The organism is Mycolicibacterium helvum (assembly GCF_010731895.1).
GTDB lineage: Bacteria > Actinomycetota > Actinomycetes > Mycobacteriales > Mycobacteriaceae > Mycobacterium > Mycobacterium helvum.
The window spans coordinates 4351381-4367207 of record NZ_AP022596.1 but is presented as its reverse complement, the minus strand read 5'-3'; the positions used below and the strand labels follow the sequence as shown (position 1 = coordinate 4367207).

15 protein-coding genes are annotated in these 15827 nt (G+C 65.7%); 7 read left to right on the top strand and 8 right to left on the bottom strand.

Going from position 1 to position 15827, the window contains the following annotated elements; genetic code table 11:
* Window positions 1–51 precede the first annotated feature (51 nt).
* The 3 genes from G6N38_RS20500 to G6N38_RS31040 all read left to right on the top strand — a co-directional run bounded on the left by G6N38_RS20500 (window position 52) and on the right by G6N38_RS31040 (window position 1824).
* Complete coding sequence (locus G6N38_RS20500) at window positions 52–738, top strand: PAS and ANTAR domain-containing protein (RefSeq protein WP_163749868.1); 687 nt, start codon at window positions 52–54, stop codon at window positions 736–738.
* Window positions 719–1405 carry a M15 family metallopeptidase gene (locus G6N38_RS20495; protein ID WP_179968420.1) on the top strand — a complete coding sequence of 229 codons (687 nt, stop codon included), beginning with the start codon at window positions 719–721 and terminating at the stop codon, window positions 1403–1405. The genes G6N38_RS20500 and G6N38_RS20495 overlap by 20 nt, the downstream gene beginning before the upstream one ends.
* A gap of 161 nt (window positions 1406–1566) precedes the next feature.
* The gene (locus G6N38_RS31040) at window positions 1567–1824 is read left to right on the top strand and encodes a hypothetical protein (RefSeq protein ID WP_163749867.1); all 258 of its coding nucleotides are present in this window, start codon (window positions 1567–1569) and stop codon (window positions 1822–1824) included.
* 142 nt (window positions 1825–1966) lie between these two features.
* On the opposite strand, the gene G6N38_RS20485 is transcribed toward G6N38_RS31040, so the two are convergent.
* The 6 genes from G6N38_RS20485 to G6N38_RS20460 all read right to left on the bottom strand — a co-directional run bounded on the left by G6N38_RS20485 (window position 1967) and on the right by G6N38_RS20460 (window position 8734).
* Complete coding sequence (locus G6N38_RS20485) at window positions 1967–3940, bottom strand: glycosyltransferase family 39 protein (protein WP_163749866.1); 1974 nt, start codon at window positions 3938–3940, stop codon at window positions 1967–1969.
* A gap of 36 nt (window positions 3941–3976) precedes the next feature.
* Window positions 3977–5245, bottom strand: coding sequence for a bifunctional glycosyltransferase family 2/GtrA family protein (locus tag G6N38_RS20480; RefSeq protein ID WP_407663006.1), 1269 nt, complete (start codon window positions 5243–5245; stop codon window positions 3977–3979).
* A gap of 87 nt (window positions 5246–5332) precedes the next feature.
* Window positions 5333–6349, bottom strand: a complete 1017-nt coding sequence (gene dmpG / locus G6N38_RS20475) for a 4-hydroxy-2-oxovalerate aldolase (RefSeq protein ID WP_163749864.1) — start codon at window positions 6347–6349, stop codon at window positions 5333–5335.
* Window positions 6346–7302: an acetaldehyde dehydrogenase (acetylating) gene (locus G6N38_RS20470; protein ID WP_163749863.1), complete on the bottom strand. Its 957-nt coding sequence runs from the start codon at window positions 7300–7302 to the stop codon at window positions 6346–6348. Before G6N38_RS20470 ends, dmpG begins: the two co-directional genes overlap by 4 nt.
* Before the next feature lie 8 nt (window positions 7303–7310).
* Window positions 7311–8090: a 2-keto-4-pentenoate hydratase gene (locus G6N38_RS20465; protein ID WP_163749862.1), complete on the bottom strand. Its 780-nt coding sequence runs from the start codon at window positions 8088–8090 to the stop codon at window positions 7311–7313.
* The gene (locus tag G6N38_RS20460) at window positions 8090–8734 is read right to left on the bottom strand and encodes a TetR/AcrR family transcriptional regulator (RefSeq protein ID WP_163749861.1); all 645 of its coding nucleotides are present in this window, start codon (window positions 8732–8734) and stop codon (window positions 8090–8092) included. Before G6N38_RS20460 ends, G6N38_RS20465 begins: the two co-directional genes overlap by 1 nt.
* A 103-nt stretch (window positions 8735–8837) precedes the next feature.
* Between G6N38_RS20460 and G6N38_RS20455 the strand changes: the two genes are divergently transcribed.
* Genes G6N38_RS20455 through G6N38_RS20440 form a run of 4 tightly spaced genes read left to right on the top strand, consistent with a single transcriptional unit; the run spans window position 8838 to window position 13319 of the window.
* Window positions 8838–10412: a bifunctional 3-(3-hydroxy-phenyl)propionate/3-hydroxycinnamic acid hydroxylase gene (locus G6N38_RS20455; protein WP_163749860.1), complete on the top strand. Its 1575-nt coding sequence runs from the start codon at window positions 8838–8840 to the stop codon at window positions 10410–10412.
* Window positions 10409–11305, top strand: a complete 897-nt coding sequence (locus G6N38_RS20450; RefSeq protein ID WP_163749859.1) for an alpha/beta fold hydrolase — start codon at window positions 10409–10411, stop codon at window positions 11303–11305. Before G6N38_RS20455 ends, G6N38_RS20450 begins: the two co-directional genes overlap by 4 nt.
* Window positions 11302–12306: a VOC family protein gene (locus tag G6N38_RS20445; RefSeq protein WP_163749858.1), complete on the top strand. Its 1005-nt coding sequence runs from the start codon at window positions 11302–11304 to the stop codon at window positions 12304–12306. Before G6N38_RS20450 ends, G6N38_RS20445 begins: the two co-directional genes overlap by 4 nt.
* A 29-nt stretch (window positions 12307–12335) precedes the next feature.
* Window positions 12336–13319 carry an amidohydrolase family protein gene (locus G6N38_RS20440; protein WP_163749857.1) on the top strand — a complete coding sequence of 328 codons (984 nt, stop codon included), beginning with the start codon at window positions 12336–12338 and terminating at the stop codon, window positions 13317–13319.
* Between the two features lie 67 nt (window positions 13320–13386).
* Here the strand turns inward: G6N38_RS20440 and G6N38_RS20435 are convergent, their stop codons facing one another.
* Window positions 13387–14235 carry an alpha/beta fold hydrolase gene (locus G6N38_RS20435; protein WP_163749856.1) on the bottom strand — a complete coding sequence of 283 codons (849 nt, stop codon included), beginning with the start codon at window positions 14233–14235 and terminating at the stop codon, window positions 13387–13389.
* 10 nt (window positions 14236–14245) lie between these two features.
* Window positions 14246–15772, bottom strand: coding sequence for a flavin-containing monooxygenase (locus G6N38_RS20430; protein ID WP_163749855.1), 1527 nt, complete (start codon window positions 15770–15772; stop codon window positions 14246–14248).
* Between the last annotated feature and the right edge of the window lie 55 nt (window positions 15773–15827).

Below are 15827 nucleotides of genomic sequence, written 5' to 3'. Positions count from 1 at the left end.
GTTTTGTATAACTGCAGGACAAGTGAAGAGTTGTCGGGGCTAGGGGTGTCGATGGTTTCGGAAGATGATCCGGCGGGGACCAACGGCGACGAGGCGAACGTGCGCCCGGAGCAGGTCGGCTGGTTTCGATTCTTCTTCGACGACGAACGCTGGGAATGGTCGGCCGAGGTCCAGGCCATGCACGGCTACGAACCCGGCACCGTGTCCCCGACCACCGAGTTGGTGCTGTCACACAAACATCCCGACGACTATCAACAGGTCGCGACCACGCTGGATGACGTCCGCGGTCACCATCAGGCATTCAGCACTCGGCATCGCATCATCGATACCGCCGGCCGGATCCACCACGTGATCGTGGTGGCCGACAAGTTGCAGGACGAGTCCGGTGCGGTGATCGGCACCCACGGCTTCTATGTCGACGTCAGCCCCACCGAACACAACCAGCAGAGACAGCTCCAAGCGGCGATCGCCGAGATCGCCGAGAACAGGGCGACCATCGAACAGGCCAAAGGAATGTTGATGGTCGTCTACGGCATCGACTCGCAGGCGGCGTTCGACCTGCTGCGGTGGCGTTCCCAGGAGGGCAATATCAAGCTTCGGCTGCTCGCCGACCAGGTGGTCGCCGACTTCATCGGCCTGTCCCAGTCCGAGACATCGCCAGCACGTGCGGCCTATGACAACTTGCTGCTGACCGCGCATCAGCGCATCGTTAGCCCGCATGAGACCGACGCGTCCTGAGGTGAATGTTGGTCGCGGCGTGCCAGCCCTCGCGGCGGTGATCTGGGCTGCGGTCGCAGTGGCCGCGCCGGCCGGAGCGGCCCCCGGTGACGTTCCGCCGGTCAGCCCACAGGCCGCCGCGGCCGGTTTCGTCGATGTGCGGACGGTGGTTCCCGACGCGGTCATCGACTTGCGCTACGCAACACCCCACAACTTCGTCGGAGTCCCGCTCTATCCCGCTGATGCGCGCTGCCTGGTGCACGAGTCGATGGCTCCGGGCCTGGCGACAGCGGCGGCCGACCTACGGGCCCAGGGTGACGTGTTGGTGTTCTGGGATTGCTACCGCCCGCACGATGTCCAGGTGCGGATGTTCGACGCGGTACCCAATCCGGCGTGGGTGGCCAAACCCGGACAGTACGCGCGCAGCCACGAGGCGGGACGTTCGGTCGACGTGACCATCGCCGAACGCGGCCAGCTGGTCGACATGGGCACCGACTTCGACGACTTCTCGGCCCGCGCCCAGGCTTATGCCACCGACGGGGTCAGCGCCGCCGCCCAGGCCAACCGTGCCCGGCTGCGCAATGCGATGGCCGACGGCGGCTTGGCGGTCTACTCCGGTGAGTGGTGGCATTTCGACGGACCCGGCGCCGGCGTCCAGCGCCCGATCCTCGACGTGCCTGTCGACTAACACCGATCGCCCCGGCATCGGCGGCGGCGCGGGCGCGTGAGATGAAAGGCGTTGTCCAGGAATGCTATCGAACTCCTCACTGGACGAAAGCCGCCACCCATCTTTGGGTCATAACCTCGACTACGTCACCTAGACAATCCCTACTACAGGAGAGTGACTCGATGAAGAAGCCACACATCACCACCCGTTCGCTCGTCGGATCGGCAGCCGTGTGTACCGGATTGACCATCGCGGCAATCGGATTCGGATCAGGGACCGCCGCGGCCATGCCGCCACCACCGCCGGGCCCCGGCGCGCCCGGACTGTGCCTGCCATTGCTTCCGTGTGGTGGACCGGCTGTGCCACCACCACCGCGCGGTCCGGGCATCGGACTCGGCGGACCCAACGTCCTCGGCGTCCCCCTGCCACCGCCGCTGTAACCGACTGACGAGCCAAATGCGGCGCGCGGATCTCTGGATCCGCGCGCCGCATTCGTCTGCACGCAATTGCCTTCCGAGCACCGGCCTCTCGAAACGCGCCGGTGGCCCACCCGAACTCGGCTGGGCCACAGCGCGTTGCAGCTCAGTGCGCGGGTACGGTCAGGTCGTACACCGTGACGCCGTCCACCGTCGTTGGGGTGTAGTGCTGCTTGACCCAATCCCGGATCTTGTCAGACTCCGACTGCGACCCGGAGTCACCACCGGGAGAAGGCATCCCGGGGCGGGAGGCCTCGTAGTAGTAGTGCACCCGCCCATCGTTGACATAGCCCTGAAACTCCTTCAGCGTCGGAGCCGGATCTGCGCCACCGAATCCACCGATCGGCATCACCGAATGACCAGTTGCAAGTTGGTAATCCGAGGCCCCCATCGATCCGCTGGTTGCGCCGACCCACGTGTAGTCGTTGGCATTGGCCAATAGGAGCGCCGTCATTTGGTTGGACGCGCCGCCGCCGGCGGGACCCCACGGGGCGCCACCCGAGGTGTCGCCCGGCGCACCCGGGTCCCCTGAACCGGTCCCCGGCATGCCGGGCATGCCACCGTGCTTCGACTGCGGCCCAGCGGTAACAATCGGGCCGCTGTGCGCCGAGCTCACGGTTTGGATGCAGTAGGCCAGCGGCCCGGCCAGGGCAGCAACCACGGCCAGTCCCGCCGCCCACACCTTGAGGTCGCGAGTCGCGACGGTCAGGCCGGGTCGAATCAACGACGTGAGCAACATGACGACGGCCAGGGTCCCCGCCGCCACGACAACCCAGCGCAACCATGGCAGGAACTCGGGCGCCTTACTCAGCAGAACCCAGGCCCAGGCCGCGGTCAGTGCGACGACGAAGGCCAACACCGCAGTAATCCAGCGCTTTTCGCGGTTCTGCCACAGGTGTGTCGCACCGGTGCCAACCACCGCCGCGACCGCGGGCGCCAGCGCCACGGTGTAGTAGTCGTGGAAGATCCCCGACATGTAGCTGAATACCAGGGCGGTGACGAGCAGCCAGCCGCCCCAGGCGATGTAGGAGGCGCGTTTCAGGTCGGTCCTGGCCGCACGTCCGCACAGTACGAGCCCCGCGACGATCAGCACCAACGCGGCGGGCAGCAGCCAGGAGATCTGCGTACTGGACTCCGTGGTGAACAACCGGGCGATGCCGGCCTGTCCGAACATCGGACCACCGGGCCCACTCGGCCCCCCGTGCCCGCCACCGGAAGGAAGCCCGCCACCGCCACCGGCACCGCCGCCGAGGATGCGGCCGAGGCCGTTGTAGCCCAGCGTGAGTTGCAGGAAACTGTTGTTCGTGGAGCCGCCGATGTACGGACGATCGGACTTCGGCCAGAACTCGACCAGCGCGACCCACCAGCCGGCCGCCACGATAGCCGCGGCCAGTCCGGCGAGCAGTTGGAGGAATCTCGTCCGCAACCGCGGCGGCGCAGCGACGAGGTAGGCAATGGCCAGACCGGGTGTGATCAGCATGACCTGCAGCTGCTTGGTCAGAAATCCGAAGCCGATCAATATGCCGCACAACACGATCCAGCGAGTGCGCCCACTTCCGATGCCGCGGAACAGAGCCCACACAGCGGCAACCATCAGGAACACCAGCAGCGCGTCGGGGTTGTCATAGCGGAACATCAACGTGGCCACCGGCGTCAGCGCCAACAGCGCACCGGAGAGCAGGCCCGCGCCCGGGCCGAAAGTTCGTCGCACCGTCGCATATACCAGTGCGACCGAGGCCACGCCCAGCAGTACCTGCGGAATTTGCAGCGCCCAGGAGTTCATGCCGAACAGCCGGGTGCTGATTTCCATCACCCACAGCGACGCGGGTGGTTTGTCGACCGTGATCGAGTTACCGGCGTCCGACGAGCCGAACAGGAACGCCTTCCAGCTTTGGGTACCCGCCTGCACGGCGGCCGCGTAGAAGGAATTGCCCCAGCCATTGCGATCCAGCCCGATGGTCCAGCAGATGGCGGTTGCCAGCAGCAGTGCGATCAGACCAGGCCGGGCCCAGCGCGGGTCCGGTGCGTCGGGGGGCACAGCGTCCGCGCCCAGCTCAGTGGTGTCTGCTGCGGTGGTCATCAGTCTCTCTTCGGTGTTGGTGGCGCCGGGGGTGGGTCAGCGGTTCGGGTGAAACACCCAGGAGCGCAGCGCGATGAAGCGCAGCACCGTGGCGACCAGGTTGGCCGTGACAAGCACACCCAGCTCCAGCCAATGCGGGGTTGGGTGGACCAGCGTGTGAACACTAGCCAGCGACCCGCTGGTGATGAGCAACGCCATGCCGAAGACCAGCAGACCTTCACCGTGATGGCGGACCCGGCTCGCTTGGCCGCGGATGCCGAAGGTGAACCTCCGATTGGCGGCGGTGTTGCCGATAGCTGTGACCAGCAGCGCCAGGAAGTTGGCCGCCTGCGAACCCAGTACGACGTGCAGCGCGCTGAAGATCGCCAGATACGCCAGGGTGCTGACGACACCGATCGCACCGAAAACCGCTAGCTGGCGCACCCTGCTCCGCGGCGAAGCGATCGACGCCCTGCCGGTATGCAGGTCCGCGACCACCTCGTCGACGGGAATGCGACCCAGGGCGAATCCCTTCCGCATCCTTGCGATGCCCTTGAGGTCGGCGGTCGCCGTCGCGACGATGTCGACCCGGCTGTCGGGGTCGTCGACCCAGTCGACCGGCACTTCGTGGATGCGCAGACCCGATCGCTCGGCCAGCACCAGCAATTCGGTGTCGAAGAACCACCCCGTGTCGGCGACCAGGGGCAGTAACCGTCGTGCCACATCAGCGCGGATTGCCTTGAAGCCGCATTGGGCATCGGAGAACTTCGCCGACATCGTCGTCTTGAGGATCAAGTTGTAGCAGCGGGAGATCACCTCGCGTTTAGCTCCTCGCACCACCCGGGACGTGCGGGCCAGCCGGGTACCGATCGCCAAGTCGGAGTGACCGGAAATCAGCGGAGCCACCAAGGGTGCCAGCGCTGCCAGGTCGGTGGACAGGTCGACGTCCATGTACGCCAACACCGGAGCGTCCGAGTTCGACCAGACGGCGTTCAATGCGCGGCCGCGGCCCTTCTGCTCTAACCGGACCACCCGCACGCCGTCGAGCTCCTCGGCGAGCTGCGCGGCGATGCGCGGTGTGTCGTCGATGCTGGCGTTGTCGGCAATGGTGATTCGAACCCGATAGGGCAACGTCTCGGCCAGGTAGCGGTGCAGCCTGTGCACCGAACCCGACAGCGCCGCCTGTTCGTTGTAGACGGGAACCACGACGTCAAGGACCGGGACGCCGCGGCGGGCAGCATCGGCCACCACGCTCGACCGCGCACTGGTGGACCGGACAGTCTCGGCAGTCACGGAGTCAATCAGCATCTTCGTCATGACAACGATCCTGCGACCCGGACCTGAGCGGGATGTGGGTCCAACATTTGTGAAATCTATGTACCTCACCGGAGGCCGGCGGGGACGTTGTCCGGATCAGGGAAGGCCGGCGCCCGACAGGTCCAACGCGATGTCGACGAGCATGTCCTCCTGGCCACCGATCATGCCGCGTCGGCCTGCCTCCTCCAGCAGCGCACGAGCGTCGGTTTGGTAGCGGGCGGCCACCATTTCGGCGTGCCGCAGGAAGCTGGAGTACACCCCGGCGTAGCCGAGAGTCAGGGTTTCTCTGTCGACACGCACGGGTCTGTCTTGTAAGGGCCGGACCAGGTCGTCGGCGGCGTCCTGCAGGCCGTGTAAGTCGCAGCCGTGATCCATGCCCATCCGGTCGGCGACGGCGATGAACACCTCGAGGGGAGCGTTCCCCGCGCCGGCGCCCATCCCGGTCAGCGAGGCGTCGACGCGATGTGCGCCCCGCTCCACCGCGACGACGGAGTTCGCCACCCCCAGCGACAGGTTGTGGTGGGCGTGTATGCCGATCTCTGTGGTGGGAAGCAGAGTTTGGCGCAGCGCATCAACACGGTCGGCGATATCGCTCATGAGCATCGCTCCGCCGGAGTCGACGACGTAGACGCAGCCTGCGCCGTAGCCTTCCATCAGTTTGGCCTGCCCGGCCAGTCCGTCGGGAGTCGTCAGGTGGCTCATCATCAGGAATCCGACCGCGTCCATACCGAGTTCCCTTGCCGCCCCAATGTGCTCGGCGGAGATATCGGCTTCGGTGCAGTGGGTGGCTACCCGCACGACGGTCGCACCTGCGCGGTGGGCGTCCTTCAGGTTGCGAACGGTGCCGATCCCGGGCAGCAACAGTGTGGCGACCTTGGCGCGCACCACCACGGCCGCCACCGCTTCGATCCACTCCAGATCGGTGTGGGCGCCGAAGCCGTAGTTACACGTTGAGCCGGCCAGTCCGTCACCATGGGCTACCTCGATGGAGTCCACCCCGGCGGCGTCGAGAGCGGCCGCAATGCTCCGCACCTGCTCGACGGTGTACTGGTGGCGGACCGCGTGCATCCCATCGCGCAGGGTGACGTCGCTGATGTAGAGGCGGTGGGTCATGGTCGCGCTCCCACGGTGTGGGGCGTATGGGCGGCAATCCGCTCGGCAGTCGCCATGGCCGCCGAGGTCATGATGTCGAGGTTGCCCGCGTAAGCGGGCAGGTAATGCGCGGCGCCGGTGACCTCCAGGAACACCGAGACCTTGGTTCCGATGAACTTCCCGGCCTCGGGTATGACGAGCGGGGTTGCGGCGGTGAATGTTTCGAACTGCACACGTTGCTTGAGCCGGTACCCCGGCACGTAGGCCCTGACCTTGTCCACCATGGCCTGGACCGAACGCTCGATAGCCCCATGGTCCACATCGCCCTCGATGAGGCAGTAGACGGTGTTGCGCATCATCACCGGCGGCTCGGCTGGATTGAGGACGATCAAAGCTCGCGCGCGTTGGGCTCCCCCGACGGATTGCAGAGCCGCTGCTGTGGTTTCGGTGAATTCGTCGATGCTCGCGCGGGTTCCCGGGCCGGCCGATCTCGACGATATCGAGGACACGATCTCGGCATAGGACACGAACCCGACCGCGCCCACCGCGGCCACGATCGGCACGGTTGCCTGCCCACCGCAGGTGACCATGTTGAGGTTCGACGCCGCGAGGTGCTCGTCGATGTTCACCACGGGCACGCAGTACGGTCCGATTGCCGCGGGGGTCAGGTCGAGCACCCGGACTCCGGTACCGGCGAGCCGGTCCCAGTTCGTCCGGTGCGCGCTTGCCGAAGTCGCGTCGAAGACGAGCTTGATGTCGGCGAAGTTCGGCATCGCCAGCAATCCGTCGATGCCGTCGGCGGTGACCGGCACGCCACGGCATTGCGCGTGGGCCAGTCCCTCGGAGTGTGGGTCGATGCCCACCATCGCCGCCATTGTCAGCGGACCGTCGCTGCGCAGAATCTTGATCATCAGGTCGGTACCGATATTGCCCGATCCAAGAATGGCGACGGGCCACTTATCTTGTGGTGACATGCTTTTCCTCAGCTGAAGCTCAGCGATACCGTGCCAAGGCCGCTGATAGTGGCCGAGGCGGCGTCGCCGGGGCGAACGGAGGCCGCCGTGGTGAACGAGCCGGACATGATGAACTGGCCCGCCATGATCTCGGTGCCGAACGGAGCGACGGCGTTGGCCAGCCAGGCCACCGCTGCTGCCGGATCGCCGAGCACTGCCGAGCCCAGCCCGGAGTCGACCTCGGATCCGTTGAGCCACAGCGATGCCCGCGCGCCGGTTAGGTCGAGCGCAGCGCTGTAGGGCACCCACTCGCCGAGCACCACGGCCCCGGAGCTGGCGTTGTCGGCGACGGTGTCGCGCAGTGTCAGCTTCCACTCGGCGATACGACTGTCCACGATCTCCAACGCGACAGCGACGGCCTCGGTCGCGGCGCGGACATCGTCGATGGTGACACCGGGTCCGCGCAGCGGTCTGTTCAGCAGAAACGCCACTTCCGGCTCCACTCGGGGTGCGCAGAATGCGCTGCCGGGCACCGATGCGCCGTCTGGCACCACCATGTCGTCGAGGAGGTAGCCGAAGTCGGGCTCGTCGACGCCGAGCAGGGTTTGCATCGGTTCGGACGTCAGCCCGATCTTGTGCCCGACGAGAACTCGACCGTCCCGCAGCCGACGAGCGAGGTTGACCTGTTGAATCCGATAGGCGTCCGCCAAGCTCATCGCCGGATACCGTTGTGTGAGTTGGCCGATCGGCTCACTGTCAGTGGCGGCATCGAACAACAGATCTGCCGCGTCCTGGATCATTGCCGACATCAACGGGCCTTGTTCTCGGCCAGCAACCGTTGCGCGGTGTCGTAGATCGCCTGGCCGTGCAAGGCGAACAAGGCGAGCAGGTCGACACTGTCGCCACCGATCTCCTTGGCGATGAACAATCCGTCGGCGCCGGCGATCGCGTAGGTCGCCAACTGACGGACCTGTTCCTCGGTCAGGCCGGGCGCGAGCTCCTCGAGGTTGCGCGTCAGGGCGTCAAGCGCCTGATCCCTGACCTCGACGAACATCGCCCGGGCCCGCGGTTCGACCGGCCTGCGCTCCAGGGCGAGCATCAGGCCAAGCCGCAGGAAGTCCGGCGAGTCCATCACCGCCTTGGCGGTACCACCCGCAACGGCCATCAGGCGCTCGCGCGCCACCACATCGCCAGGCACCTCCCAGACCGTCAACCAATGCGCGAAACTGCGCTCGATAACGGCGGCGATCAGGTCATCCTTGTCCTTGAAATGCCAGTAGATCGAACTGGCCGGAAGTCCGCACTTGGCGCTGACCGCGCCAATACTGGTTCCTTCATAGCCGCGTTCGGCGGCGATCTCGGTAGCGGCGTCGAGGATCCGCCGCTTTGAAAGCTCTCCGTCAGCCCGCCGCTGACGCCGCTTGGGCTGGTCCTGTGCGTCTTTCTCGGCCATCAGGCTCCCACCTCTTGACTCTGTAGTGATCACTACACTACCGTATCGATCACTACGGAACAAGTTCCCGGTCGACGAGGACCGCAACGATTGAGAGACAGCTATGAGTGACGTCCCGACGTATGACGTGGCGATCGTCGGATATGGCCCGGTGGGTGCCACCGCCGCCAACCTCCTGGGCCAACGGGGGCTCAATGTCGTTGTCATCGAACGTGATCCGGACATCTACTTCCGTGCCAGGGCCATCTCCACCGACGAGGAAGTGCTACGCATCTGGCAGCAGGTCGGGCTGGCGGACCGGCTCAATGCCGACATGCAACCCGGTGCGGGTGCCACCTTCGTCGACGCCAACGGCGTGCCCTTCGCCAAGCTCCTACCTGCCGACCGGGGCAACGGGCACCCACCCCAGCAGTTCATCTATCAGCCCGCCGTGGACAGTGTCTTACGCGAGGGGGCGGACCGCTTCCCCACGGTCTCGATGCTGCTCGAACACGAGTGTCTGCGCGTCATCCAGCACGCCGACGATGTCGAGCTGATGCTTGCCGATCTGACCAAAGACGAGTTCAAACGGATCCGCGCCGCGTATGTGATCGCCGCCGACGGCGGGTCCAGTTCGATTCGCGGACAGTTGGGCATCGGGTTCAGCGGACGCACCTTCTCCGAGCGCTGGATCGTGATCGATACCAAGGTGATCGAGGAATGGCCCGGCCACGACCGGCTACGGTTCCACTGCAACCCCGCGCGCCCCACGGTCGACTGCCCCACCCCACTGGGCCACCACCGCTGGGAATTCCCGGTCCGCGACGAAGAAGACGAAAAGGATCTGCTCACCGACGACGCCATCTGGGACGTCCTGCACGCTCAGGGAATCACCCAAGGCAACGTCGAGATCATCGGGTTCGCCTGCTACAGCCACCACGTCCGGTTCGCCGATCGGTGGCGGGTCGGGCGAATATTTCTCGCCGGCGATGCGGCCCACGCGATGCCGCCGTGGATCGGCCAGGGCATGTGCGCCGGCGTCCGTGACGTCGCGAACCTGTGCTGGAAACTGGACGCGGTACTGACCGGCGCACTGCCGCAGTCCGTGCTCGACACCTATCAGGCTGAGCGGCTGCCGCACGTCCAAGAAGTCACCAAGCGCGCCGTCAAGACCGGCAAGGTCATCGTCGAGCGCAATCCGTTGCGCGCCGCGGTGCGCAATCACCTCTTCCGCACGGTCAGCAGGGTGCCCTATTTCATGACCTGGCTGCGTGACCATCGGTGGATTCCCGACGCGCATTACCGCAATGGACTCCTGGCCACCAACGGCCACCCCGCAACCGGCTGGCTCATCCCCCAGCCCTGGGTCATCGACGAGAAGGGTGACCGGGTGCGACTCGACGATGTCACCGACGGCAGGTGGACGATCCTGCACACCGGTCCGAACGCCGGCTGGCCCGCATGGCGGTGCTTCGGCGCGGCCGTCATCAGGATCGCCCCTCCAGGCAGCCAGCCGGCACTGGATTGTGTCGTCGACCGCGACACAACGCTGATCAACTGGCTGCAGAAGAAAAAGGCAACCGTGGTTGCCGTTCGTCCCGACGGCTTCGTCTACGCCGCCGCCGGTGAGCAGCCACTCCCCCCGCCACCGGCGGGATTCACAGCCCCCCAACTCTATTCAGTGAAGGACCACGCATGACCACCGAAACCGGGCCAGACCAAGGCCGAACAACGGTCCACCCGAAGTCCACCATCCGCGTCAACGGCGCCGACATCTTCGTCACCGACACCGGAGGCGATGAGCCGGCCGTCGTCATGCTGCACGGCGGCGGCCCCGGCGCCTCGGGAGTCTCGAACTATTCGCGCAACATCGATGCACTGGCCCGGTCCTACCGGGTCATCGTCCCCGACATGCCCGGCTACGGCCGCTCCGCCAAGTACGTGGACCATAGCGATCCGTTCGGGTACCTGGCCGACACGATTCGCGGCCTGCTCGACGAGATGGACATCCCGACAGCACATCTCATTGGCAACTCCTACGGCGGCGCGGCTGCGCTCCGACTCGCTCTGGACACACCACAGCGCGTCGGCAAGTTGGTTCTGATGGGTCCCGGTGGCATCGGCACCACCCGCGGTCTACCCACCGCAGGCCTCAAAAGCCTGCTGTCGTACTACGGCGGTGACGGACCGAGCCGTGCGAAGCTCGCGGAGTTCATCCGCACCTACCTCGTCTACGAGGGCGCCACGGTGCCCGACGAGCTCATCGACCTGCGCTACCAGGCGTCGCTCGATCCTGAAGTGGTCGCCGATCCCCCGCTGAGGCGGCCCGGCGGACTGCGCACGCTGTGGCGGATGGACCTCACCCGCGACCGGCGCCTGAAGCAGTTGCACAATCCGACGCTGGTGTTATGGGGCCGCGACGACAAAGTCAACCGCCCCTCCGGCGGCCCACTCCTGCTCAACCTGATGCCCAACGCCGAACTCATCATGACCTCACGCACCGGCCACTGGATGCAATGGGAGCGCGCAGAGCTGTTCAACCAGCTCGTCGCCGACTTCTTGGCGGGCGACTCACGGTGGGCGCTGTCATGACGACCGACGTCTTTGGCCGGGTTCACCTCGGTTACATCGTCATCGAGACCGAAAAGTTCTCCGACTGGCGGCGTTTCGGCCGCGACGCGATCGGTATGCACCTGGACGACACACTGCCCGGGGTTATGCGGTTTCGTCTCGATGACAACGAGTGCCGCTTCCTGCTCCAGCGTGGACCGGCCGAGGACACCACCGCATTGGGGTGGGAACTCGACGACCACGCCACCTTCGAGGCCATCGAGGCGCGCGTGCGAGGCCACGGCGTGCCGGTGACCGAGGGCTCCGCGGAGGACGCCGCCCTGCGCGGCGTTGAGCGGTTCGTCCGGTTCCCGGGACCAAACGGGCTGGACCAGGAAATCTATGTCGCCACCCGCACCGGATCGCGCCCGCTGCAGCTGGGCGTCACCGGAGGGTTCGTCACCGGGGTGGACGGGATGGGTCACGTCGCCATCGCCACCAAGAAGCCGCATCAGATGCGGGGCTACTACAGCACTGTGTTCGATGCCCGGTTGAGCGACTACATCGATGAGACGATCAACGGGCTGAAGTTCAAGATCCGCTTTCTGCGGGTCAACGAGCGCCATCACAGTGTGGCGATCGCGTCGGTGAACCGACTGCCCATCAACCCGATTCGCACCAAGATCCAGCACCTCAACGTCCAGGTCGCTGAGCTCGGCGATATGACGGCCTCCTACCAGCGGGTCAAAGACCTGGGCTTCCACATGGCGTTGTCGGTGGGCCAGCACACCAATGACAAAGAACTGTCGTACTACGCGATGACACCCTCCGGATTCGAGTGGGAGGTCGGTTGGAACCCGATCGTCGTCGACGAAACAACCTGGGAGCCAACCACTCACCAAGGCATCAGCATCTGGGGCCACACCCCGGAGGGGCAGACCATCGTCGACCTGTTCGAGCGGTTCAAGGTGGCGGCAGCCTCGGTGGGCCACAGCGAAGACACCGTCCCCGCGTTAGCCAGCGCCGGCATTCAAGACAGTTAGACCAACCGCAGGACAAGGGAGTCTCGATCATGGCCGCACCCAACCGCATCGATGTACACCAGCACGTGCTGCCGCCCGTGTACGTCGACTGGCTGCGTAAGCATCACATCGACGACGCCGGCGGTCGCGCGCTGCCCGACTGGAGTGCGAAGGCAGCCCTGGCTTTGATGGACCAGATCGGCACCTCGACGGCGATCCTGTCGGTGTCCACTCCCGGGACCGGACCGGCCACCGACGCGAGCGAAGCGGCGCGGGTTGCCCGCGAGGTCAATGACTTCTCCGCTGAGTTGGTCAAGGACGAACCCGACCGGTTCGGATTCTTCGCCACCCTGACCCTTCCGCACCTCGACGAAGCACTGGCCGAAACAGCAAGGGCTCTTGATGATCTCGGGGCCGACGGGGTGACCCTGCTGGCCAATACCAACGGCGACTACCTCGGCCAGCCCGAGCACGAGGAGTTGTTCGCCGAACTCGACCGCCGATCCGCGGTGGTGTTCATCCACCCGGCCGAACTGCCCGGCCCCGCAGTCGACGGCATCCCGCCGTTCGCCGCGGACTTCCTGCTCGACACCACGCGCGCGGCCTTCCTCTTGGTCCGCAACGGCATCCGCCACCGCTATCCCAACATCAAGTTCATCCTCAGTCACGCCGGCGGCTTCGTTCCTTACGCGTCGCACCGGATGGCTCTTACGATCTTCGGTGAGAGCGTGCAGCAGAGCCAGGATCTGATGCAGATGCCGGGCGGCGTCGCCGGCCGCAGCTTGGACGACGTACTCGCGGATTTCTCCGGCTTCTACTTCGACATCGCCCTGTCCGGCAGTCCGGCCGCGCTGCCGAGTCTGCTCGCGTTCGCCGACCCGGGACATGTGTTGTTCGGCAGCGACTTTCCGTTCGCGCCCCCGGTGGTGGTCCAGTATTTCACCGCCACGGGCGACACCTACGTCGACGCCGATCACTCCGCGATCAACCGCAACAACGCCGCAGCCCTGTTCCCAAGGCTCGCGAAACGGTGACGGCGACCTGACCCAGAGGAATACGCGGTATCTGGTGTCGATCACCGTCCGCGCCGGTCACGGCATGTCAACCGGTGGCGCGCGCCAGGAATGGCAGCAGCAGGTCGGCGAACCGCTCCGGGCATTCGATCTGCGGCATGTGGCCGACACCGTTCAGCAGATGCACCTCGGCGTGCGGGTACACCCGCATCGCTTCGTCGATGTGGTGCGCGGGCAGGATGCGGTCCTGGCTGCCCCACATGATCAGCGTCGGTCGGGGCGTTCGCGTGACGGCCGCGGCGAGGTCACGCCGCCACTGCGGCTTCACCCCACGCGGGGTGCCAAGTTCGAGGGCGGTTTCCCGCAGGGCCGCACCGTTTCCGGGCTGCGACCCGACAGCGAACGCATGGTCGACGCGCTCCTTGGTGGCGACCGCCTTGTTGGCGTGGATCGAGCGTTCGAACAGCACGGCACTCATGCGGGTGGGCCGTCGCGTGCTCATGGCCCCGAGCACCGGCATGGTGAGCATCCGCAGCAGCAGGGTGACCTCACTGCCGAACCCGGCGCTATTGATCAGCGCCAGGCTGGCGACCCGCTCGGGTTGGTCGGCCAGCAACTGCTGGGCGATGGCCCCGCCGAGCGAGTTGCCCACCACGTGAACCGGCCTGGTCTCCTCGAGCGCGTCGAGGGTGTCGGCGACGCCACGTGCCAGCACCGCCAATGTGATCGCCTCCCTGGTGCGCTCGGAAAATCCGAAGCCGGGCACGTCGAGAGATATGGTCCGGTGCGACTGCGCCAGCCGTTCGTACTGGGGAGCCCAGTCCTCCATGCTGCGCCCGATCCCGTGCACCAGCAGCACTGGCGGGGCACCCGGATCGCCGTCGACCCGCACCCGGGTACGGCGCCCGTCGACGTCGATGAAGGTAGGCCGGCTCATGCGAGCGTCCTCACGCGGAAGCCAGCCCCGAAGTCGCCTTCGCCGGAACGGCGGTGCTGAACCGTAGCGCGGGATCATCGACCGCGCCCTTGCGCAACCGAGCGTGGTCCGACCAGTAGTCCATCTCGACTGTCCACGGCCCAGTCGTGCCCTGCTGCGGGAACAGGTCCACGGAGCGCTGGATGTAGCCGGCCGAGAAGTCCAGCATCGGGCGCTTCTCGATCATCGGGTTGTCGACGACGGGAACGACGGTGCTGTAGCCGTGGCGGTCCATGTAACCCAACAGTCGGCAGAGGTGTTCGCAGACCAGTCCGACTTTGAGGGTCCACGACGAGTTGGTGTAGCCGAAGGCGAAGGCCAGGTTGGGGATATCGGAGAGCATGAAGCTCTTGTAGACCAGCGATTGGTGCGGATCTTTGACCTCACCGTCGACGGCGACCTGGATACCGCCGAACGGGAGGAGCTTCAAACCTGTTGCGGTGACGATGATGTCGGCGTCGAGCGTCCTGCCGGACTCCAGCAGGATCCCGCTCTTGGTGAAGCGTGCGATGTGGTCGGTGACCACCTCAGCCTTGCCACGGCCAACAGAACGGAACAGATCCGCATCGGGTACCGCGCACAGCCGTTGATCCCACGGGTTGTAGGTGGGCTTGAAGTGGGTGTCGACGTCGTAGCCCTCGGGCAGCGCCTTGACATTGATGGCGTGGATGATGCGCCGGGCCAGCTTGGGATGACGCTGGCAGAGGTTGTAGATGAACCGGCCCTTGCCGATGTTGAACCGGCGCGTGGCGGCATAGGCCGCCTTGGCCGGCAGCACCTTGCGTAACCCGTTGGCGATCGGATCCTTGCGCGGCAACGGCATCACGTAGCTCGGCGAGCGCTGAAGCATGGTGATGTGTTCGACATCGTCGGCCATCGCGGGAATCAACGTGACCGCGGTCGCGCCACTGCCGATGACGACGACCTTCTTGCCCGTGTAGTCCAGTCCCTCCGGCCACGACTGCGGGTGCACGATCACACCTTCGAAATCCTCTTCGCCCTCGAAGTGCGGACGGTGACCACCGGCGTAGTCGTAGTATCCAGTCGCCCCGAACAACCAGTCGCAGGTCACCTCGAACTGCTCGCCGGCACGCTCCAGCGTGACCGTCCACTGCGCGGTTTCCGAGTCGAAGTTGGCCCGTAACACTTTGTGTTGCAGATAAATCCGCCGGCCCAAGCCATCCTCGTCGACGACCTCGTGCAGATAATCGAGAATCTCGTGGGCATCGGCGATGGCGTTGTCACTGGTCCACGGCTTGAACTCGTAACCGAAGGTGTGCAGGTCCGAGTCCGACCGAATACCGGGGTACCGGAACAGATCCCAGGTGCCACCGATGGCCTCGCGGCTGTCCACGATCGCGAAAGTCTTGCCGGGTTGGCTGGCCACCAGATAGTGACCCATCCCAAGACCGGAGATTCCGGCGCCGACGATCAGCACGTCGACATGGCCACCCAGCGGCTGTGTCGGGCGAGCCTGGTTGAGCGAGTTCACGGTCATCGGGCACTCTCCGGTTCGGGCGTAGAAACTGTAACGTGAATAGTGTTATAGTTTT